Origin of the sequence: Halobacillus sp. BAB-2008, assembly GCF_000328325.1 — a bacterium.
Lineage (GTDB): Bacteria > Bacillota > Bacilli > Bacillales > Halobacillaceae > Halobacillus.
Genome location: NZ_ANPF01000080.1, coordinates 45991 through 66472 on the forward strand (window position 1 = coordinate 45991; position 20482 = coordinate 66472).

Genomic DNA, 20482 nt, shown 5'->3' on the forward strand with positions numbered 1-20482 from the left:
GGGGGATCGTAGCGACTGTCCCCGAAAAAGGCCCTTCGATTCTCATTGCGGATAGAGATTGAAACGGATAAAATCACTCTAAGGAAGGGGGAACGGTGGTAAGCTTCGTCGGGTGTCCCATCGTATTCTTACCACGTTCATCTCCAGTTTGGTAATAGGAGGAAATGATAAGTAGATGGATGGACATAATCGTTTATATAAAATAAGCTATAAAAGGGTTTGTCCATACGATACATAACAAGGCTGGCCGTCTTTATGGTCAGAAAGGGGTAAGGGAAAGTGGAACAAAATCGAAACAAACAAGATGATCCGCGGTACCGTATTGCCAACCATGAAGCATGGATTGGTATCGGCATCGTAGTTGTAAACTTCCTCCTGTGGTTCGGCTTCGCTTACGGGCTGGGGGCGGAACCGGTCGAAGATTATCAATATATATGGGGTCTGCCGGCGTGGTTCTTCTACAGCTGTATCGCTGTAACAGGATTTATATTCGTTGTCGTGATCTTTGCTGTGCGCTGCTTCTTTACAGAGGTGCCGCTGGATGAGGAGGGAGACCGATGAATTGGGAAGTCGTACTACCTCTCCTCGTTTTTCTCGCCGTCATATTCTTTATCGGGTTTTATGCATCGGCACGAATGAAGACCGCATCTGACTTCCTTCAAGAATACTTTCTTGGCAGCAGAGAACTGGGCGGTTTTATCCTCGCCATGACGATGACAGCAACTTATGGGAGTGCATCTAGTTTTGTAGGGGGCCCCGGTGTTGCCTATACGATGGGGCTGGGCTGGGTGCTGCTATCGATGTCCCAACTAGCCACCGGGTATTTCGTGCTGAGCGTTTTAGGTAAGAAATTTGCCATCATGGCTCGTAAAATCCGGGCTGTTACCCTGATTGATTTTCTTAAGGAAAGGTATCGCAGCAAATGGGTCGTGCTGATTGCCGCATTCAGTATTATCGTTTTCCTATTTTCGGCAATGGCTGCCCAATGGGTTGGGGGAGCGCGTCTTATTGAAACGATGACCGGCCTTTCGTACACAACGGCACTGGCGCTGTTCGCCGTATCGGTGCTCATCTATGTCATTATCGGAGGGTTTCGTGCGGTCGCGATTACCGATACGGTTCAAGGAATTGTCATGTTCGTCGGTACCGTCATCATTTTAATCGGTACGATCGTCGCAGGAGGCGGTGTGGAAGCGATCATCAACGATCTGGCTCAGGAAAATCCTAACTTGATATCACCTTATGGAGCCGATGGATCCCTGACACCGGCGTATGTATCTTCTTTTTGGGTACTTGTCGGGATAGGGGTCATCGGTCTTCCGCAGGTTGCTGTCCGAGCAATGAGCTATAAGAGCTCAAAAGGGATGCACCGGGCGTTGATCATCGGCACCATCGTTGTCGGAGTCATTATGCTTGGCATGCACTTAACAGGAGTCTTTGCCCGCGCCGTTTTGCCTGGTATAGAAATAGGAGATACCGTTATGCCGAGAATAGCAATGGAAGTATTGCCGCCGTGGCTTGCAGGAATTGTGCTTGCCGCTCCAATGGCCGCGATCATGTCCACCGTTGATTCGCTGTTGCTGTTGGTTAGTTCTGCGGTCGTTAAAGACGTCTATATCAACTATATAAAGCCGGATGCTTCCGATTCTACAGTAAAGCGTATAAGTTTCGGAGTAACTGCCATGATTGGAATACTCGTGTTTGCTATGGCCATACAGCCGCCGGAATTATTAATATGGCTCAACTTATTCGCTTTCGGCGGGCTTGAAGCCGCGTTCATCTGGCCGGTCGTGCTCGGTTTGTATTGGAAAAAAGGAAACGCAAGCGGCGCACTTGCTTCTATGTTGACCGGCGTTGGCAGCTATATCATTATCTACAGTTTTTGGGATAACCCTTTTGGGATGCATACCGTCATTCTGCCTGTTCTTACGGCACTTGTCATCTATGTCCTGGTAAGTCTTTTGACAGGTGAACGCCATAGAAGGGTGCAGGAGGAAATTATAGAGAAGCTTTGGAAGGTATAGAAAGAAGCCACGATTATATAATAATCGTGGCTTTTTTCTCTACATCAATGATTATTGGTTTCTTTCATAATCTCTGAGACGATTTCATAGGAACGAAGACGTGCTTCATGGTCATAGATCGGAGAGGTGATCATAATTTCGTCCGCTTGTGTTTCGGATTGGAATTTTTCCAGCTTCCGTTTAACGGTTTCTTTGCTCCCGATAATTGAAGCGCCAAGCTGTTGATGAAGGGCCATTTTCTCTTGAGACGTCCAAACTTGTTCTATATCATCTACAGGCGGCTGCAGCAGTTTTGTCGTGCCGCGCACGAGATTCAAGAACTGTTGCTGCAGTGAAGTCGCAAGCCTTGTCGCTTCTTCATCGGTATCCGCTGCAATCAAGTGGACGCCGAGCATGGCATAAGGTTGTTCCAGCTCACCAGATGGCTTGAAGCTTCCACGATAAAGATTCAGTGCTCCGTGTGTATTGTTCGGAGAGAAGTGACTTGCAAACGAGAACGGCAGCCCGAGCTGTCCTGCAAGCTGTGCGCTGAACCCGCTTGACCCGAGCAGCCAGATCGGCACGTCTGTTCCTTCTCCTGGGTAGGCATGGACCGGGTTATCCCCCCGGAAGTATCCCCTAAGTTCGTCTACCTGCTGTGGAAATTCATTTGGATCACTCTCCAAATGCCTGCGCATTGCTCTTGCCGTCATTTGATCCGTACCCGGAGCACGGCCAAGTCCAAGGTCGACTCGTCCCGGAAATAGTGTTTCCAGCGTTCCGAACTGCTCGGCGATAATCAGTGGTGCATGGTTTGGAAGCATCACACCCCCGGAACCAACGCGGATCTCAGACGTATGGTGAAGGACGTGACTGACAGCGAGAGCCGTAGCAGAACTTGCGATGGCGGGCATGTTATGATGTTCTGCCATCCAGTATCGGTTGTAACCGAGCTTTTCTGCGTGTTGGGCTAAGCTTATCGTATCTTCAAAAGCCTGTTTCGTAGACCTGCCTTCTTTTACACTGACAAGGTCAAGAACGGATATTTTTGTATCGGAAAAAGATGTATTCGTCATATCGTTTACCTTCTTTCTTTAGGAAAATCCTATAGCATATCTTAACAAGATTATTTCGTGTTTCAAAATGTTTTGTTTCTCTATTATTTACGGGACTAAAATACTGGTATATTATAACTAGATATGGGTGTTTTTTAAGACAGAGAAGATAAGGGGGACGAAGCATAATGAAAAATTTTTTGAACCGGTGGCTTGGCAGGAAACGTTGTGTGATATGTGGACGTAAACCAGTGGATCCATCGCGGTATTACAATGATGAAGGCAGGGCTGTCGTCGTTTGCCGGACGTGCGTTACCTATGCAGAACGGAGAGCATTCAGGAAAAGATGACGGAGTACCTTGCAAAAATATGGTAGACGGAATTTTCAATGTATTGTAGGATGAACACATGCATTACAAAATCAATAAGCACATGCACTAGGGGTGCCTTTAAGAAAAGGCTGAGATCGAAGTGATACTTCGGGACTCTTTGAACCTGAACTGGCTCAAACCAGCGGAGGAAAGTGGCGGCTATATCAAAACAATCACGCTGCACTCACGTGTACGTATGTTCAAGTATGCCACTTTCCTTCTGGAAAGTGGCATTTTTTATTGGGGGGAACAAAGCTATGAAACTTTTAGCCGTTACAAAAGACGAGATGGATCCCGTCACCTTGAAGAGTATAATTCCAGCCATTGATCCGTATGTCGACACTGTCATTTACCGAGATAACTCAAAGTCTTTGGTGGATTATGAAGCTGCATTTAGAGACTTGATGGATGTCTCTGATAAGTGGACGGTTCACAAGCATAGTGGAATTGCAGATCGTACGGATCGAAGCGTCCATTATCCAGAGAGGTGTATGGATGATCTTAAGGTAGGAACAGGGAAGGTTAGAGGGGTTTCCGTTCACAGTTTGGAATCAGGCAGAACAGCACAGAGGGCAGGCGCGGACTATGTTCTCTTCGGTCATATATTTCAGTCGGACAGTAAGCGGAACGCGCCACCCAGGGGGATAAGCTCGTTGATGGAGCTTACCGGAGGGTTGGCTATTCCTGTTTTCGCTATCGGAGGGATTCAGCCACAGCATATATCTCTGTTGCGGAAGGCAGGAGCAGCAGGCGTGGCTGTGCAGTCGGGTATTTTCGGCGCGGAGGATCCAATTTCGGCAGCAGAAAATTATCGGGAGGCGATTCTTTCATGAAGAACCATTGGGATACGGTAATCGTTGGTGGAGGCATCATCGGTCATTCTATTTCTTATCACCTTAGTAAGGCAGGGGCCGATGTGTGTGTGCTGGATAAAGGTACAGGTGGCAGACGAGCGACAGGGGCTGCTGCAGGGATGCTGGGGGTCCACACGGAAAACCGGACGCCGGGACTGTACCATGAATTTTGTGTCAAGAGCAGAGATATGTATAACGAATTGCAAACAGAATTGTACCAGTGTTCCGGAATCGACATTCAGCTGACTACAAACGGTATGCTCCAAATCGCTTTGGATGAGAGGGAGGCGAAAGAACTGCAGGAGAAGCAGCAATCTTTTCCCTCTCTCTCCTGGCTGGACGATCGAGAGATGAAAATCCGTCATCCGTGGGTTAAGTCCTCCGGGGCTTTATGGATTCGGGAGGACGGCAACGTAAAACCGGAAAAAGTGGCTGAAGCGTTCAAGCGAGGCGCACGGTCATTCGGAAGCACCGTTAAGGATGGGTGCTTCGTCATCCGCATAAGGAAGAGCGGACAAGGATATGAGGTGACGACGAATGAAGGAGAGATCTTCGCAGAGCGTATCGTCGTCGCTGCCGGGGCAGACAGTGGACCATGGTTCAGGGAAACAGGCCTACCAAACCCGATGGTTCCAGTGAAAGGGGAATGCTTCTCTATTAAACCGAGGAACCTGTTGTTTCAGGAAACTTACTTCTCTCCTTCTTTTTATGTCGTACCGAAGAGGGACGGAAGCATCGTTATTGGAGCCACCTCCAGAGAAGGGGATGGCAGCGAATCGACTTCTGCCGGCGGAATTGCCGACTTGATGGATCAGGTGTTTCGCGTTTTCCCGGCGCTTAGAGAGGAGCCGCTTGAGAAGTGGTGGTCCGGAGTAAGGCCTGGTACGTCGGACGGGCGCCCGGTCATCGGAGAGCATCCACAAGAGAAAGGCATCTTCTTTGCAACGGGTCACTACCGGAACGGCATCCTTCTTGCTCCTGCAACAGGAAAACTGATTCAGAGCTTGTTTGAGAAAGGCACGTTTGCAAAGAAGTATGAGGGTTTGTTTTCACCGGCAAGATTTCAGATTGGAGGAGTCTATGAACATACACGTTAATGGGAAAGTGGTGGAATGTAGAGGAGAAGACAGCACCGTAGCTGATCTCCTGGAACAATTAGATATTCGGACACGTTTTTCTGTTGTGGAACTTAACCGGAAAATACTAAATAAAGAAGAATACGATAAAGAGCGTCTTCAAAGTGGGGACAGCGTGGAGATCGTTCATTTCGTAGGAGGAGGATGAAGGAAAAATGAAGATTAATAACGAGACATTCACATCGAGATTGATGCTAGGAACAGGAAAATATCCGTCGTTTGATGTGCAAAAAGAAGCGGTAGAGGCTTCTGGAACGGAAATACTTACTTTCGCTGTGCGGAGAATGAACATCTTTAATGAAGAGGAACCGAACCTCCTGGAGTCCATCGATTTAGAGAAGTATTCCCTGCTACCAAATACGGCCGGAGCGAAGACTGCAGAGGAAGCGGTTCGAATTGCCAGACTAGCGAAAGCATCCGGATTATGCGATATGATCAAGGTCGAGATAATCGGCTGTGATAAAACGCTGCTGCCGGATCCCTTTGAAACGATGAAAGCGTCGGTTCAATTGCTGGAGGAGGGTTTCACTGTGCTTGTTTATACTTCTGATGATGTCGTCCTTGCGAAACGGCTGGAGGAGGCCGGGGTGCATGCCATTATGCCGGGTGCTTCCCCTATCGGATCGGGGAAGGGTATTGTAAATCCATTGAATCTGCGTTTTATCATAGAACAGTCGGACATTCCTGTCATTGTTGATGCGGGAATCGGAAGTCCGAAAGATGCAGCCTGGGCGATGGAACTCGGTGCGGATGGTGTACTTCTTAACACGGCTGTAGCAGGAGCATGCGATCCAGTAAAGATGGCAGCAGCAATGAAGCTTGCCGTAGAAGGGGGTCGGTTTGGGTATGAAGCAGGCCGTGCGGAGGAACGGCAGTATGGTACGGCAAGCAGCCCGGAAGCAGGGATGATCCAGTGATAAATGATCGTTATTCAAGGCAGATGCGTTTTAAAGGAATCGGTGAGAATGGTCAGCATTCCCTGGCGAATAAACATGTGCTGATCATTGGAGCCGGGGCGCTGGGCTGCGCGGCTGCGGACATGCTTGCAAGGGCAGGGGTTGGAAAATTGACGATAGTTGATCGTGATTATGTAGAGTGGAGCAACCTTACAAGGCAGCATCTTTATACAGAGGATGACGTCCGGGCCGTACACGCGAAGGCCAAAGCAGCAGAACAGCGGTTGGTCAAAGTCAATTCCTGTATTACCGTGGAAGGAATCGTTCAGGAGTTTCATAGTGGAAACGCAGAGAAACTTATGAAAGGTGTCGACCTGGTGATGGATGCTACCGACAATTTTCATACCCGTTTTCTTATTAATGATGTCTCTGCCAAACACAGCATCCCGTGGATTTATGGAGGGTGCGTGGAAGCAAGCGGAGGAGCAGCCTTTATCGATCCTGAGGAACCTCCCTGTCTCCAATGTTTGAAAGACTATATCGACACAGATGGAGGCTCGTGTGACTCATTAGGCATCATCGGTCCCGCGGTACAAATGACCGCCTCTTATCAAACGGTGTTGGCTCTACAATATCTGACCGGTAAAATACCGAATAGAGAATGGATTTATTTTAATGTGTGGGAAGGGGAGCACGCATCGATTTCTCTGGATGGTCTGTCCGATGAGGAATGTCCATCCTGTTCGGAGTCAGCCTCCTACCCTTACCTGATCCAACGCAAAAAGATGAAAACAGCCGTTCTCTGTGGGCGGGATACGGTTCAAGTCCGACCGATCGATCCCCAAGACGGTATGTTTGAAAACCTGCGCAGAAGGTTGTCCACCCGCGTTTCCGATTGGAAAGCAAACAGCCATCTGATATCTTTTTCCGTCGATACTTACCGGTTTGTCCTGTTCAAGGATGGGAGAGCCCTTATTCACGGGGTGAAGGATGCAGAGAAGGCACAATTGCTTTATCATAAATATATTGAAACATGAAAAGAGGCACTGGAGGTGTCTCTTTTTTTAACCGAAAAGGAGGAGAAGCCATGGAAACTACTCGTACAATTCTCAGGCCGTATACTCAGGAGGATGAAGATTTTTTATTCCATATGGTGAAAGAACCGGAAATGGTGCGTTACATAGGAGACGGGAAACCGAAAGATCGAGATGGTACCCGCAGGTTTCTCCAATGGATAATGCGGGCGTATGCTGAGGATGAGCGTAATGGACTGATGATTATACTTCATAAAGATTCAGGACAACGAATAGGTCACGCCGGTTTGGTTCCACAGGTCGTCGAAGGACAACAGGAGATGGAAGTTGGTTACTGGATTTGGAAAGAGTATTGGAGGAAGGGATATGCGACGGAAATTGCCGAAAGCCTCGTTCGACGGGGGAGGGCACGAGGGATAAGTCGCTTGATAGCTCTCATTCATCATGAAAATCTACCATCCATATCCGTAGCAGAAAAGATAGGCATGGTATATGAAAAGGAGGTCGTCGTAAATAATAAAAAGGTTTGTCTGTATGCTCTCAAAACAAGGGATTAGATAAAGAGGTGCCTGCGGCATAGTATCTCGAAGGATACGAAGTTACTTGAAAGTGCCTTCTTGTCAGGCAATGGTTATCGTGTAAACTGGTAGGAAAAAGGAGGCAGAGGATTGGAACATCATTTCTTCAGTAACCCGGCCGTTCATATAGATAAAGTCGTACTTCAGGTGAAAGACATAACCCGATCTCTCGAATTTTATACAGCTGTTCTTGGCTTGAAAGTGCAGGAGGAAAATCCGGAGGGAGTGGAACTCACAGCAGATGGCGTTCGCAGTATTCTGAGCATCCGTACCAATAACGAAATTGTTCCTAAAGATGAACATGCAGCGGGTCTCTACCATTTTGCCATTCTGCTTCCGGAGAGAAGCGATCTTGGGCGATTGCTCGCCCATTTGATGAAGGAAGGTATCCAACCAGGCGGTGCCGATCACCTGGTAAGTGAAGCCCTCTACTTCGAAGATCCGGACGGTAACGGTATCGAAGTCTATCATGATCGTCCATCCGCGAAATGGAGTTGGAAGGATGGCAGAGTCGGTATGACGACGGAACCATTGGATGCCGGAAGCTTATTGAGTGAACGGCATGGACACTGGAGTGGGATGCCTGAGAAAGCACGGATCGGGCATATTCATCTCCATGTATCGAATTTAGACGACGCTCGGACTTTTTATGTAGAAGGGTTAGGATTTCAAGTCGTTGCAGATTCCATTCCACAGGCTTTATTTCTCTCCGATTGTGGATATCACCATCATATCGGCCTTAATACATGGAAAGGAGAAGGAGCGCCGGCACCGTCTTCCACTTCAACGGGTCTCCATTATTTCGATCTTGTGCTCCCCGGACGCAGCGCGGTGGATGAAACGACGGAACGTCTCCATGCGCTCGGATACCGTTCTACAGGCAAGGATACCCCCATGTTTTTGGACCCTTCTGGAAACCGGGTACGGCTCGTGACGAATTGATAAAATAGGTGGACTTTACAAAAACTATGTTTATGTGGATAATATTAGAAATAGTAAAGGCGATGAAGAGAAGAGTAGGAAGAGCTGATGCTTCACAGAGAACCCCTGCAGCTGGAAATGGGGTAGGCGGATATCTTCTGAACCAAATCTCCGAGCCTCTTATCGGAACCATACAGGGGATGATAAGGACGGGAGCTCCCGTTACAGAGCAGGGGTATAAGCAAACGCAGAGTTTGTCGTACTTGAAAAGATCGGTATGGTGACGTATCGGTAAACTGGGGTGGCACCGCGAGGATAAGGATCTCGTCCCCAAGACAAATGTCTTGGAGAGGAGGTTCTTTTTTTATTCTCTAAAAAACCATAGACAAGGAGGAAATTCTATGGAGAGCGGCCGCGTTCCCTTTACACGAAGGTACCATAAGCTGTATCTGACAACGATTGGACTTTCCAACCTCGGTGATTGGATTTACCTGATCGCTTTAAACTTGATTGTCTTCGAAAAAAACGAATCGGCGATGGCTGTAGCAGCCTGTATCTTCTGAAACCACTGGCCAGCTTATCGACCAACTTTTGGGCAGGTACTTTGATTGATCGATGGAACCACAAATACATGATTATCTTCCTCGATCTTATAAGAGGAGCATCTATACTGATTCTGGCGTTTCTGACAGAGCTTCCTGCCATATATGTGATTGTCTTCTTCGTTAACATGGCAAGCGCTGTCTTTGAACCAAGCTCGCTTACTTACGCAACAATGCTTATACCAAAGGACGACAGGCAGAAATTTCAAGCTTGGAAAAGTTTCGTCATGTCCGGCGGTTTTCTTATCGGTCCGGGAGCTGCCGGTTTGATCTTACTTTTTTGGCCACCTGAGGCGGCTTTTTATGTGAACGCAGGTACCTTTCTTGTCTCTGGTTTATTGATGTTACTGCTCCCTGATGTCTCTGTAAAAGAAAATGATTCTGCAGAGCATCGTCTTACATTTCGGATGTTCCATGAGGACTGGAGAGAGGTTATCCACTTCAGCCGTCATGTTCCGGGGGTCTTTTTCATCTATGGTTGGTTTCAATTCATGATGGTGATGGCGGCAGCCGTCGATTCTCTGGAAGCGGTATTTGCGAAAGATGTTCTGCATATATCCGATGCTGCTTATGGGATGCTTGTAAGTGTTGCAGGAGTGGGCATAGCTGTTGGATCTCTGTGTAACGCCGGATATACGCATAAATGGAAGGCGTCTTCTTTGTTAAGCACGGGCCCTCTCTTCGTGTCGGCCGGGTACCTGCTTTATGCATGTTCAACGACTGTTGTAGGTGCAGCTTCCGGTTTCTTTATTCTATCCTTTTCCTTAGCTTTTGCGAACACAGGGTTTTACACGTTTTATCAAAACCATGTTCCTGTTAGAATGATGGGACGTATTGCCAGTGTGTACAGCATGATGGAAGCTGTCCTCATCATAATGATGACCGTTTTTATATCTATTGCTGCGGAGTGGGGATCTGTACGCTTGGCCGTACTGACGGGGACGATCATTATGTTCAGCGGAGCTGTCGTGCTTCGAAGAATATGTATTCGCGGCGCAGGGAGCAATCTGTTGAATGAAGAGATTAAAGAGGAGGAAGGATCTTGTACTATATAGGAATCGATTTATCCGGTCCGAGCAATACAAAGGATACGGTATTGGTTTGTTTTGAGAGGAAAGGAGAGGCATTGGGTTATCACACACATATACAGCCGGCAGGAGATGAAGAAATCCTTGCTTTTATTGAAGAAAAATCGGAACATGCGGAAGTAGTGATTGGGATGGACGCACCGCTCTCGTATGAAGACGGTGGAGGAGAGAGGAAGCAGGACAAAGAATTGAAACGTTTCATAATAAGTTTAGGGATGAAACCGGGATCCATTATGGCTCCTACCATGACCAAAATGGTCTACCTTACATTAAGGGGCATTCGATTGTCCCGAGAAATAACCACAGCAGAGACAGCATACCCTGTCCACCTGGTAGAAGTTCACCCCGGTGCGGTCATTGGATCGAGAATGGGAACCAGTCTTTCCGAAGTACTGGAATATAAAAAGGATTTGCAGATTCGCAGTAAGCTTCTCCGCTGGTTCCAAAGCCAGCAATTAATCGGTATTCCCGAAAGCTTTGCTCAAGAATCCCACACGGTGGATGCATGTGCAGCAGCGCTCGGAGCATGGCATTGGATCGACCCTGCTTATCACTCTCCATGGCTGTATCCGGCAGAACCGCCTCTTCATCCCTATGATTACTGCATTTAAAAATCGCCTGCCTATCCATCGATAGGCAGGTATTTAGTATATCCGGTCATGTTTCCATTCTTTTCATGATATAATAAGATAAATTCTTATCAAACGTACGCCGTTAATTTACTGAATATTCGGAATTAAGGAGGTTTGCGATGGACAATATTAAAGAGACCGTGATGGAAGTGACTCTGTCGATTCTTCCCATAACCTTGGTTGTAACCATTCTCCAGTTTTCCCTCATCTGGCTTCCTATGGAAGTTTTCTTTCAATTCCTCGCTGGTGTCGTCTTTGTAGGCATTGGTCTTATCCTTTTTCTGCTTGGTGTGCAGATCGGACTGTTGCCTGTTGGTGAGTGGATCGGTTCTGCTTTGTCGAAAACAAAGAAGGTAGGGGTAATCGTAGGCTTTGGCTTCATCCTCGGTTTAGTTGTGACCGTGGCGGAGCCGGATGTCCGCGTTCTCGCTACACAGGTCGATCAAGTATCCGGAGGTGACATTCCGAGGAATATCCTCATAGTAGCCGTAGCTCTTGGTGTGGCCCTGTTTGTTGGCCTCTCTATGCTTCGCATCATTTTCCATGTACCAATTACATACCTGTTAGCCCCGGGGTACGGGCTTGTGTTTCTGCTGGCATTATTCACTCCTCCTTCTTTCATTCCGATTTCGTTTGATTCCGGAGGGGTGACGACGGGACCACTGACTGTACCGTTTATTCTTTCCCTTGGAGTGGGGGTTGCTACGGTCATGAGAGGACGCACCTCTGCAACAGACGGTTTCGGACTGGTTGCCCTTGCCTCCATAGGGCCGATTCTTTCTGTGTTGCTGCTTGGGGTGATTTATGGATGATGATTGCCGACGTTTTTCACGGATTCGGAACCGTATTAGTGGACGTGGCCGTGGCTCTAATTCCGTTATTAGTCCTTTTCGTTTTATTTCAACTCTTTCTCCTCAAGCTATCCTGGAGCAAAATGAAAGACATCGCTGTCGGATTTCTTCTCACCTTCCTTGGGCTTTCCTTCTTTCTGCAAGGGGTCCACATTGGGTTTATGCCTGCAGGTACGATGATGGGAGAAAAGCTTGCCACGATCCACCATCGTTGGATGCTTATCCCGATCGGCTTCGTTATCGGCTTCGTAGCGATTTATGCAGAGCCGGCGGTAAGCGTCCTGACCCATCAAGTAGAAAAGGCGTCGGGCGGATACATACCACAAAAAATTCTCTTATACACCTTGTCGTTCGGGGTGGGTATTTCCATTGCGCTTTCCATGATCCGGATCATTCTCGGCATACCCATCTGGATTTTTGTTGTGCCGGGCTATATTTTAGCGCTGATTATAGTAAAATATTCTTCGAAAACGTTTACATCCATCGCCTTTGACTCCGGGGGTGTAGCCACAGGACCTATGACGGCGACATTTGTCCTTGCTTTATTTGTTGGTATTGCTACCGTGATGGAAGGAAGAGACCCCTTAGTTGATGGATTCGGAATGGTTGCTCTCGTCGCTCTGGCACCCATCCTGTCTGTCTTGGTGTTAGGGATGATTTACAAACGGAAGGAGCAGCATCAGGATGATGAAGGACGGTCAGAAGCTCATTATTACGATAGTTAAAAAGGAAAAGGCGAAAAAAGTTGTTCATGCATCTACTCTTGCGGGGGCGCAGGGCGGTACAACTTTCTTCGGCAAGGGATTTCGGACGGACGAGAAAAAACGCTTCCTTGGTATTCCTGTAGAAAGAGAACGGGAGATTATATTGACACTCGTATCCGATTCCATTTATCCGAGGTCATGAACGCCATTGAGAGAACGGCCCAATTACAAAAACCGAGAAGCGGAATAGGGATGGTTATCGATGCGAAGAGAATAAGCGGAATCAATCATATGGTCGGTCTAGGCCTTGAGGAGGAAGATGGAGGGAAGGAAGTGGCTCAGCCAATGGTGAAAAAGACGCTTGCTTACGATCTTATCGTAACAATAGTGAACAAGGGAGATGCAGAAAAAGTGGTGGAAGCTTCAAAGGAGGCAGGTGCCGAAGGAGGAACGATCCTTTCCGGACGTGGAACAGGCATTCATGAAAAGGCACGATTGTTTAATATGTTGATTGAGCCGGAAAAGGAAGTCATATTGACATTGATTGAAAAAGAAAAAACAGATGCCGTTCTGAAATCAATCGAATTGGGAGCTAAACTGAATCAGCCAGGGCGGGGGATAGCCTTTGTCATGGATGTGGAGCACACGGCCGGCATCAATCATCTGCCCGTTGGGAAAAGTGATAAATAAAAACACCGCCGTTAAGGCGGTGTTTTATACTGCTTTTGACATTATAAGCCGAACAACACACCCATAAGGGAGTAGATGATGACGGTAGTGAACAATACAGTCATGTGGATGAGGGAATAGATGAACATATATTTTGCCCATTTCTCCGAATCCATCTTCCTGTATCCGTATAGGCTGAGCACCAACCAGCCTATACCAAGCAGCAGAGACACGAGGAGAAGGCCGAGGCTGAGCGTTCCTAAAAGAAAGCTTGTGCCGATCAGTATAACTAAATAGATATTCGTCTGAATATAAGTACGGCGTGCACCTTTCACCACTGGCAGCATGGGTATCTTGGCAGCCGTGTATTCTTCCTGTTTTCTAATGGCTATAGAGTAAAAGTGCGGCATCTGCCAAATAAGTGCGATGACGAAAAGTCCTAAAATTGCCGGGTGTGTAATGTCCGGATAAATGGCCGCCCAACCTATTAAAGGCGGTGTTGCTCCTGACAAACTTCCAACTTCCGTATTGTAAATGGTTCTTCGCTTCGTCCACATAGTGTATGGCACGACATAAAAAAACAACCCGAGGAAACCGAGAAATCCTGCGAGCGGAGTAGCAAGCGATAAAATGATGACTCCTAAAACGGCCATCAGACTGGCAAGCCAGAGCACCTGGCGCGGTTTAATTTGTCCGGTTACAGTCGGCCTTGTCTTCGTTCTTTCCATAATGGCATCAATGTCCCGGTCATACCAGTTGTTGAACGCTCCGGCAGCACCCATCACCATGATCGATCCGATCAAGGCAAAAATTATCTCCGGCAGCTTTTCCAACAATCCGTATTCATACGTGTATAATGCTAATGTAAGCCCGGCGAACATCGGGACAAGGTTAGACTTGATAATGCCTGTTTTTACAGTCTTCGCTAAAATGTCTGTAAGAGGCTGTTTCTCTGTTGTCCGAATATCTTCCCTTTCCATGATTCTCCTCTTTCCTGTTACTAGATTATCGATCCGACCTTGATAATAAATGACACTCTACGGTATGTTAAATCCAGTTTTAATTAATGTCAAGGTTACGTACAGGCGGACCACGTCGCATGCTGGTAAAGTTTAAAACAGGTATTGCGGCTGACAAAGGGTCTTCTACCAGCCTTGCCTGTGCTTGTATGATACATACATTCGGTAATGGTCTCCCACTCAACTATTTTACGGAAAGCATTCCTGACAAGCAACCATAAGAAACGACAAGTTTTTGACATTTATCCATTATGGATTTTTTGGGAGTGTAAACGTCTTATCTGTCCTGAAAAAGCACAAACAGACAGGAAGGGCGAAGGAATAACTGATATGATTTTTTAAGAGAGGAGGAAGTTCGGATGTGGATCGATTCCATGCAGCGTGCTGTTGATTATATGGAGAAACATCTATTGGAAGGACTGCGTATAGAGGATATTGCGAAAGAAGCCCACATGTCTGTTTATCATTTCCAGCACCTATTCCGGATCTTGACAGATACGTCTGTCATGGACTACTGCAGAAGGAGAAGAATGACGCTTGCTGCGGGAGAGCTGATGGCAGGCAGAAGGAAAGTCCTTGATCTCGCCTATAAGTACGGATATGACTCTCCGGAATCTTTCTCGAAAGCTTTTCGTAAACAGCATGGCATGTCACCACGGGATGCGCGAAACTATAATGGATCCTTAGTATTCTATAACCGCCTGGTTATTCAAGTTTCCTTGAAAGGAGTAGAGCCGATGAGGTATCAAATCATGGAAAAAGAAGCAATCAGAATCATGGGAAGGAAAGAACGGATCTCCTGCAAAGAAGGAGAGAACTTGAAAATAATTCCACAGATGTGGCGGCAGTTTAATGAGGATGGTGTATTAGATGATCTGGATGATTGGAATGATGGAGTAATGGAAGGGCTTATCGGGGTTTGTTGTACCATTGGGAATGGCGAATCCATCGACTATTGGATCGGGGCTTCCTATCAAGGGAAACAACCTGATGGATCGTATGATATGTTGGAAATACCGGCATCGAAATGGGCGGTTTTTGAAGTGCATGGCTCCATGCCGGGTGCCATACAGAAGGTTTGGAAACAAATTTACTCGGAATGGTTTCCTTCCAGCGGATTTACACAAGGAAATGGACCGGAAATGGAAGTCTATCCGGACGGAGATCCTTCCAGTGACTCGTATTACTCAGAAATATGGATTCCAGTAAAATAAAGAAAGGATCACCCCTCGGCGGTGATCCTTTCTTTATTTATAGGAAATTTTGGTCCAGACATGGAGGTTTTTCCTTATCGAACACGAATGTAAGGAAGGGGAAAAGAAAAAACAGTCAAGGGGTAAATTTCTCGATTATAAACGGCCATTTAGCAGCATGCCGTCCCTTTCTCGTACGATATCATACGATTGTTTCAGACGGTCAGGAACGAGTTCACGTCCGTAATCCCATGCATTCGTTTCTATTTCTGCTTTAAGCTCCGCGACTTCCGCGTCCCCGCCGTATAGAAGGGTGCGCATATCCGGCCGATGCTTTTTAAACGTAATATAATAGCCAAGTTCACGGTAAATCATGATTCGGACGAAGTCTTCCTCTGACTCCTGAATTTTTACTTTGCTCATGTATCCATTGACTTGAAGGTAATTGTAAGCAAGCGTATTGGTGGATACATTGAAGCTCATCGGTGATGGCAGGGTGCTGTTGACTTCGTATTGTAAATCCAACTGGTTTTCTTGATAGATTTCCTCAATGATTGTTTCGATGTTTCGTATGTAAAGCATGTTGATTCCTCACAATCCTTTCTTTTCCTAATTATAGGGGTGTCGAGCTTTGGAATCAATTCATTTCAACAGGAAGATATGCTTGAAGTTTCGAAAAGCACCTCATTACATAGGAATGGAGTGGTTCGAATGGCAGGTCATGCATCAGAAGAGCTATCCAAAGGGGGCAAGAAAAGTACTACAGATATAAAAAAAGACGGTGCGATTCTTCCGGAAATCGGAACGGTCTTCATTCCCGTGCAGGATATCAGACAGGGAGCCATGTGGTATTCCAGGCTGTTGGCTGTTCCGTATAAAGAAGAATTTCCTCACGATCATTTGTATATCTTACCTTTATCAGGTGTAAATATTGTATTGGACAGCAAACGATACAATCAGGAATCGATATATAAAAATCCGGTCTTTCATTTGAATACAAATGACATCCATGAGGCTTACCTTCAAGTACAGGAAATGGAAGCAGGATGGATCGGTTCCATTGAACATGGCCATTACTTTAGTTTTCAGGATCCGGACGGTAATATGCTGATGATATGTCAATGTTAAATCATAGAGAGGAGTTATTATATGAAGGAGATATTAGGTTTGACCTACCCGATTATACAAGCAGGAATGGCCGGAGGGGTGACAACACCGGAGCTGGTCGCTGCAGTTTCCAACACCGGAGCGCTTGGAAGTCTGGGGGCAGGTTATATGACCGGGGACGCTTTGAAAACATCTGTTCAGCGGATTAAACAGCTGACAAATCGTCCCTTTGCCGTAAACCTGTTTGTGCCGGAATACCCAACATACAGCAAGGCGGAGATGGAGGAGGCAGAACGATGGCTGGAACCATATCGACGTGAACTGGGGGTGGAGGTGAGTCCGATTCCAGAAGCAGACATGGACCATTTCGACAGGCAGGTATGTATCCTAATCGAAGAAAACGTACCAATTGTAAGTTTCACGTTCGGTATCCCTCATCGTAAAACAATGGAAAGACTGAAGCAGGAGGGAATTCAATTAATTGGAACTGCCACGAATGTGGAGGAAGCAGTCTTGAATGAGAGAAGCGGAATGGATATGGTCGTTGCTCAAGGGAGTGAAGCAGGAGGCCATAGAGGAACCTTTCTTGGATCAGAAAGAGGAGGCATGATCGGTACGATTTCTCTCGTACCGCAAATCGTCGATCAAGTAACAATCCCTGTCATTGCTGCAGGAGGAATTATGGACAGTAGGGGAGTCCGTGCTGCAATGGCCCTGGGAGCATCTGGAGTACAAATGGGGACTGCTTTTGTAACGTGCAAAGAGAGTGGAGCACATCCACGCCACAAAGAAGCCATTTTGGGAGCAAGAGAGACGGAAACGGCAGTTACGGCAAGTTTCAGTGGAAAGCCGGCAAGGGGGATAGAGAACGCGTTTATACGCCATATGGAAGGGAAGCCACACCTCCCGTATCCACTTCAGAACTCCCTGACGAAGCCGATTCGATCGGCAGCCGCTCAAAATGGGGATACGAGGTACATGTCTTTGTGGTCCGGACAAAGCCCTCGATTAAGTGATAATCGTTCTGCTGCTGAGGTTATCAAGTCCGCCATGGAATGATTATGATTTACTGCAAAAAGCGAGAAGGCACTCACAATTGGGGTAATTAAAAAACTCGGCTGCATCGCAGCCGAGTTTTTTTGGTTATTTCTCTGTATTCTGATTTTGTTTTTCATCTAAGAAACGCAGCAAGTCTCCATAAACAACTTTATCAGAGTAATTCAACTCCGTTTGAGCGTCTTTTTTCAACGGTGTACATGCTTCCCCGTCGACTTCTTCCCCTGTCGATTTGTCGTAACAGTGGTCTCCTTCGGCAGCATAGACATAGTCGTCTGTAACGACACTTCCATCACGGAAGATTGTCTTACTTTCCCGATCTTCTTTGAACAAATCGGTACCGAATTGAACATCATTTTCTTCCTCTATGCCGAGAAGGCTGAGAATCGTAGGTTTTAAATCGATTTCTCCTCCAACCGTATCCATTTCTTTTCCTTCCATTCCAGGAATATGGATGATCAAAGGAACTTTCTGAAGCTGTGTATGTTCAAACGGAGTAATTTCCTTATCAAGGATTTCACTCATAGCACGGTTATGGTTTTCGGATATTCCGTAGTGGTCGCCGTAAAGGATAAAGATACTGTCTTCGTATTCTCCCTGCTCCTTCATCAATTCGAAGAACCGTTTGATAGATTCGTCTTCGTATCGAACCGTTTGGAAGTAGCGGTCAACAGAACCGTCTCCGGTATCGGCCGGATCAATCATCTTCATGTCTTCGCTGTTCATAATGTATGGATAGTGGTTCGTCATCGTTATGAATTTTGCATAATACGGTTTATCCAGCTCTTTGAGTAAAGGCATGGATTGTTCAAAGAATGGAATATCCTTTAAACCATAGTTGACGGAGTTCTCATCTGTTACATCATAATATTTCTTCGAGTAGAATTCGTCGTACCCGAGGTTTTGATACATGACATCACGGTTCCAGAAACTTGCGTGGTTTCCGTGGAAACTCACAGGTGTATACCCGTGCTCTTTTACAATTTCCGGAGTAGCATTGTATTCGTTGTTTGCATTCGTTGTATAGACAGCGCCTCGCGGCAGTCCATACAGGGAATTATCAATGATGAATTCTGCATCTGAGGTTTTCCCTTGTCCGGTATTGTGATAAAAATTGCTGAAATAGAAGCTGTCATCTTTGAGATCATTAAGGAAAGGAGTAATTTCCTGTCCATTTAATTCTCTGTCGATAACAAAGTTCTGCGTGGACTCAAGCGAAACGAGTACAATGTTCTTTCCTTCCGCTTTTCCGAAGAACTCTCCGTGCGCTCCCATTTTCCCTTGCTGGGAATTGACGTAGTTCAAGACGTCAACAAGTTCATTGCTGTCTGCAAGAACTCGGTGGGACGATGTTTTAGCTGTCATCACAGAATCATAGATGTGATAATTGTAGATTCCTAGCAGTTTGACGAGTTTGGCGCGATCAAACGTACGTACGAGCAGTTCTGGCCTTTGAACCTCAGCCATGGACAGGTTTACTGCCGCAAAGCCTATGGATGAAGCAAAAAGCATAGCGACGGTTCTTTTCTTAAAGTGCATCGTCGGATTGGTCTTTTTCGCTACCAACCATGCGATTAGAAGAACGAAATCAACCCAGTACAGTACATCAGAAACGTGCATCAATGATTGAGCACTGCCTCCTAGATCCCCGAAGTTCTTGTACTGCATCAACACAGGAAGGGTGATGTAATCGTTAAAGAAACGATAATACACGACGTTTGCATAAAGAATGAATGACATTAAGAAGTAAATGGTCATAAATGCTTTATTTCTTCTCTTTGGTGAGAAGAAGAATGCAAAACTGAAAAAGAATAAGATAGAACTGATTGGTGTAAGGATCAGAATGAATTGTTGTGCGCCGTTTTCAATATCTAACGTAAATGCTGTTTGTAGGGCATAATAGGTTTTTGCCCACAGTAATATTACTGCGGTCCAGAAGAAAACCCAGCCTTTGTTTAATGGATTGGTAGTTTTCATGTAAATCATGAACCTCCTGGTAATGGTGTTTAACAATAATAATCAAATCTATCAGATTTCCATCATAAAGTAAATAGTTGTACTTTACAAACATAGGCGGGGAGGTATGGTGCGGTTTTTCACAAAAAAAAGGGGAGGCCCTCGGGACCATCCCTGCAGTGTACTGTAAATAATGCAGCCATTTATACCCTTATAGAATTCACACCATTTTTTAGTGGGAATCTAAATTCTGAAAGGCTTTCCTATATCAGTTTAGAAGTTCTTTGTATATTTTGGATCTGCGGACTTAGTAGCGGCACCTTTATTTTCATAGATTTCCTCATACGTCTTTTCGTTATCCACACCTGTTTTGTTCTTCTTTGATTTATCAAAATATAAAGCAATTCCAATCAGGCATACCAACGGAATCAGCAAAAGCATCCATATCATGTGGCGATTCCTCCCTTGAATGATTTAGGTTTCACTTATTCTATTCCCTAAGTTAAAGGAAATTACTTCTTTGTATATTAAATTCATTCTTTAGTACTACCAGTCTTGTCATGGTAGTAAATGGGGGGTTAAACGAAAATATTAATAGTGATACATTTTTTCTTCTGCAAAAAAAGATGCCGGCATGGAAGAGGAAGGATCATCTTGTCTTGTATGCAGACAAGGAGAAGGTTAAACATTGTTTAGGAAACCGATTTCCTTATATGTTAATAAAATATAAGTAAAATTCTGAAATTTATATTGAAAA

At 46.0% G+C, this 20482-nt stretch carries 25 protein-coding genes, 1 riboswitch and 1 other annotated feature; of the genes, 20 read left to right on the top strand and 5 right to left on the bottom strand.

Annotated features, from left to right (window positions below; translation table 11 throughout):
* The first annotated feature begins 279 nt into the window (after positions 1 to 279).
* Positions 280 to 561: a YhdT family protein gene (locus D479_RS16730; protein WP_008639326.1), complete on the top strand. Its 282-nt coding sequence runs from the start codon at positions 280 to 282 to the stop codon at positions 559 to 561.
* Positions 558 to 2024, top strand: a complete 1467-nt coding sequence (panF, locus tag D479_RS16735; protein ID WP_008639328.1) for a sodium/pantothenate symporter — start codon at positions 558 to 560, stop codon at positions 2022 to 2024. The genes D479_RS16730 and panF overlap by 4 nt, the downstream gene beginning before the upstream one ends.
* A 44-nt stretch (positions 2025 to 2068) precedes the next feature.
* On the opposite strand, the gene D479_RS16740 is transcribed toward panF, so the two are convergent.
* Complete coding sequence (locus D479_RS16740; RefSeq protein WP_008639330.1) at positions 2069 to 3079, bottom strand: LLM class flavin-dependent oxidoreductase; 1011 nt, start codon at positions 3077 to 3079, stop codon at positions 2069 to 2071.
* A gap of 167 nt (positions 3080 to 3246) precedes the next feature.
* Here D479_RS16740 and D479_RS20830 point away from each other — a divergent pair, with 167 nt between their 5' ends.
* The 15 genes from D479_RS20830 to D479_RS16805 all read left to right on the top strand — a co-directional run bounded on the left by D479_RS20830 (position 3247) and on the right by D479_RS16805 (position 13415).
* Positions 3247 to 3408, top strand: a complete 162-nt coding sequence (locus D479_RS20830; RefSeq protein ID WP_193743894.1) for a hypothetical protein — start codon at positions 3247 to 3249, stop codon at positions 3406 to 3408.
* A 79-nt stretch (positions 3409 to 3487) separates the two neighbouring features.
* Positions 3488 to 3597, top strand: a riboswitch (TPP riboswitch).
* A gap of 89 nt (positions 3598 to 3686) precedes the next feature.
* Positions 3687 to 4262 (top strand): thiamine phosphate synthase, encoded by a 576-nt coding sequence (locus tag D479_RS20010; protein WP_008639332.1) that lies wholly within the window; start codon positions 3687 to 3689, stop codon positions 4260 to 4262.
* The gene (thiO, locus tag D479_RS16750) at positions 4259 to 5380 is read left to right on the top strand and encodes a glycine oxidase ThiO (protein WP_008639333.1); all 1122 of its coding nucleotides are present in this window, start codon (positions 4259 to 4261) and stop codon (positions 5378 to 5380) included. The genes D479_RS20010 and thiO overlap by 4 nt, the downstream gene beginning before the upstream one ends.
* Entirely contained in the window at positions 5364 to 5567 is a 204-nt protein-coding gene (thiS, locus tag D479_RS16755) for a sulfur carrier protein ThiS (RefSeq protein WP_008639334.1), read from the top strand. Before thiO ends, thiS begins: the two co-directional genes overlap by 17 nt.
* 7 nt (positions 5568 to 5574) lie before the next feature.
* The gene (locus D479_RS16760) at positions 5575 to 6336 is read left to right on the top strand and encodes a thiazole synthase (protein WP_008639336.1); all 762 of its coding nucleotides are present in this window, start codon (positions 5575 to 5577) and stop codon (positions 6334 to 6336) included.
* Entirely contained in the window at positions 6336 to 7352 is a 1017-nt protein-coding gene (locus D479_RS16765; RefSeq protein WP_039871690.1) for a ThiF family adenylyltransferase, read from the top strand. The genes D479_RS16760 and D479_RS16765 overlap by 1 nt, the downstream gene beginning before the upstream one ends.
* A 50-nt stretch (positions 7353 to 7402) precedes the next feature.
* The gene (locus D479_RS16770) at positions 7403 to 7906 is read left to right on the top strand and encodes a GNAT family N-acetyltransferase (RefSeq protein WP_008639341.1); all 504 of its coding nucleotides are present in this window, start codon (positions 7403 to 7405) and stop codon (positions 7904 to 7906) included.
* 111 nt (positions 7907 to 8017) lie between these two features.
* The gene (locus D479_RS16775) at positions 8018 to 8869 is read left to right on the top strand and encodes a VOC family protein (RefSeq protein WP_008639343.1); all 852 of its coding nucleotides are present in this window, start codon (positions 8018 to 8020) and stop codon (positions 8867 to 8869) included.
* 53 nt (positions 8870 to 8922) lie between these two features.
* Positions 8923 to 9183 (top strand) — a binding site (T-box leader).
* 66 nt (positions 9184 to 9249) lie between these two features.
* Positions 9250 to 9411, top strand: a complete 162-nt coding sequence (locus tag D479_RS20835; protein ID WP_008639353.1) for a hypothetical protein — start codon at positions 9250 to 9252, stop codon at positions 9409 to 9411.
* A 5-nt stretch (positions 9412 to 9416) separates the two neighbouring features.
* Positions 9417 to 10505, top strand: coding sequence for an MFS transporter (locus D479_RS16785; RefSeq protein ID WP_277422412.1), 1089 nt, complete (start codon positions 9417 to 9419; stop codon positions 10503 to 10505).
* Positions 10493 to 11149 (top strand): DUF429 domain-containing protein, encoded by a 657-nt coding sequence (locus D479_RS16790; protein ID WP_008639358.1) that lies wholly within the window; start codon positions 10493 to 10495, stop codon positions 11147 to 11149. The genes D479_RS16785 and D479_RS16790 overlap by 13 nt, the downstream gene beginning before the upstream one ends.
* Before the next feature lie 140 nt (positions 11150 to 11289).
* Positions 11290 to 11982, top strand: a complete 693-nt coding sequence (locus tag D479_RS16795) for a DUF1538 domain-containing protein (RefSeq protein ID WP_008639360.1) — start codon at positions 11290 to 11292, stop codon at positions 11980 to 11982.
* A complete protein-coding gene (locus tag D479_RS16800; protein ID WP_035388018.1) occupies positions 11982 to 12746 on the top strand; it encodes a DUF1538 domain-containing protein in 765 nt (254 codons plus the stop codon). The genes D479_RS16795 and D479_RS16800 overlap by 1 nt, the downstream gene beginning before the upstream one ends.
* Positions 12706 to 12927, top strand: coding sequence for a hypothetical protein (locus D479_RS21085; RefSeq protein WP_008639364.1), 222 nt, complete (start codon positions 12706 to 12708; stop codon positions 12925 to 12927). Before D479_RS16800 ends, D479_RS21085 begins: the two co-directional genes overlap by 41 nt.
* Positions 12924 to 13415: a P-II family nitrogen regulator gene (locus D479_RS16805; protein WP_241210942.1), complete on the top strand. Its 492-nt coding sequence runs from the start codon at positions 12924 to 12926 to the stop codon at positions 13413 to 13415. Before D479_RS21085 ends, D479_RS16805 begins: the two co-directional genes overlap by 4 nt.
* Before the next feature lie 41 nt (positions 13416 to 13456).
* Here the strand turns inward: D479_RS16805 and cyoE are convergent, their stop codons facing one another.
* On the bottom strand, positions 13457 to 14374 hold the full coding sequence (cyoE, locus tag D479_RS16810) for a heme o synthase (RefSeq protein ID WP_008639369.1): 918 nt from the start codon (positions 14372 to 14374) through the stop codon (positions 13457 to 13459).
* Between the two features lie 398 nt (positions 14375 to 14772).
* Here cyoE and D479_RS16815 point away from each other — a divergent pair, with 398 nt between their 5' ends.
* A complete protein-coding gene (locus tag D479_RS16815; RefSeq protein WP_008639371.1) occupies positions 14773 to 15627 on the top strand; it encodes an AraC family transcriptional regulator in 855 nt (284 codons plus the stop codon).
* Positions 15628 to 15762: 135 nt separating this feature from the next.
* On the opposite strand, the gene D479_RS16820 is transcribed toward D479_RS16815, so the two are convergent.
* On the bottom strand, positions 15763 to 16188 hold the full coding sequence (locus D479_RS16820) for a hypothetical protein (RefSeq protein ID WP_008639373.1): 426 nt from the start codon (positions 16186 to 16188) through the stop codon (positions 15763 to 15765).
* Positions 16189 to 16317: 129 nt separating this feature from the next.
* Here D479_RS16820 and D479_RS16825 point away from each other — a divergent pair, with 129 nt between their 5' ends.
* Positions 16318 to 16734 (top strand): glyoxalase/bleomycin resistance protein/dioxygenase, encoded by a 417-nt coding sequence (locus D479_RS16825; protein WP_008639375.1) that lies wholly within the window; start codon positions 16318 to 16320, stop codon positions 16732 to 16734.
* A 21-nt stretch (positions 16735 to 16755) separates the two neighbouring features.
* Positions 16756 to 17772, top strand: coding sequence for a DUF561 domain-containing protein (locus D479_RS16830; RefSeq protein ID WP_008639377.1), 1017 nt, complete (start codon positions 16756 to 16758; stop codon positions 17770 to 17772).
* Positions 17773 to 17856: 84 nt separating this feature from the next.
* On the opposite strand, the gene D479_RS16835 is transcribed toward D479_RS16830, so the two are convergent.
* Together D479_RS16835 and D479_RS20840 are read right to left on the bottom strand one after the other, a co-directional pair.
* A complete protein-coding gene (locus D479_RS16835; protein WP_152413417.1) occupies positions 17857 to 19746 on the bottom strand; it encodes an LTA synthase family protein in 1890 nt (629 codons plus the stop codon).
* A gap of 252 nt (positions 19747 to 19998) precedes the next feature.
* Positions 19999 to 20175 carry a hypothetical protein gene (locus tag D479_RS20840; protein ID WP_008639380.1) on the bottom strand — a complete coding sequence of 59 codons (177 nt, stop codon included), beginning with the start codon at positions 20173 to 20175 and terminating at the stop codon, positions 19999 to 20001.
* Between the last annotated feature and the right edge of the window lie 307 nt (positions 20176 to 20482).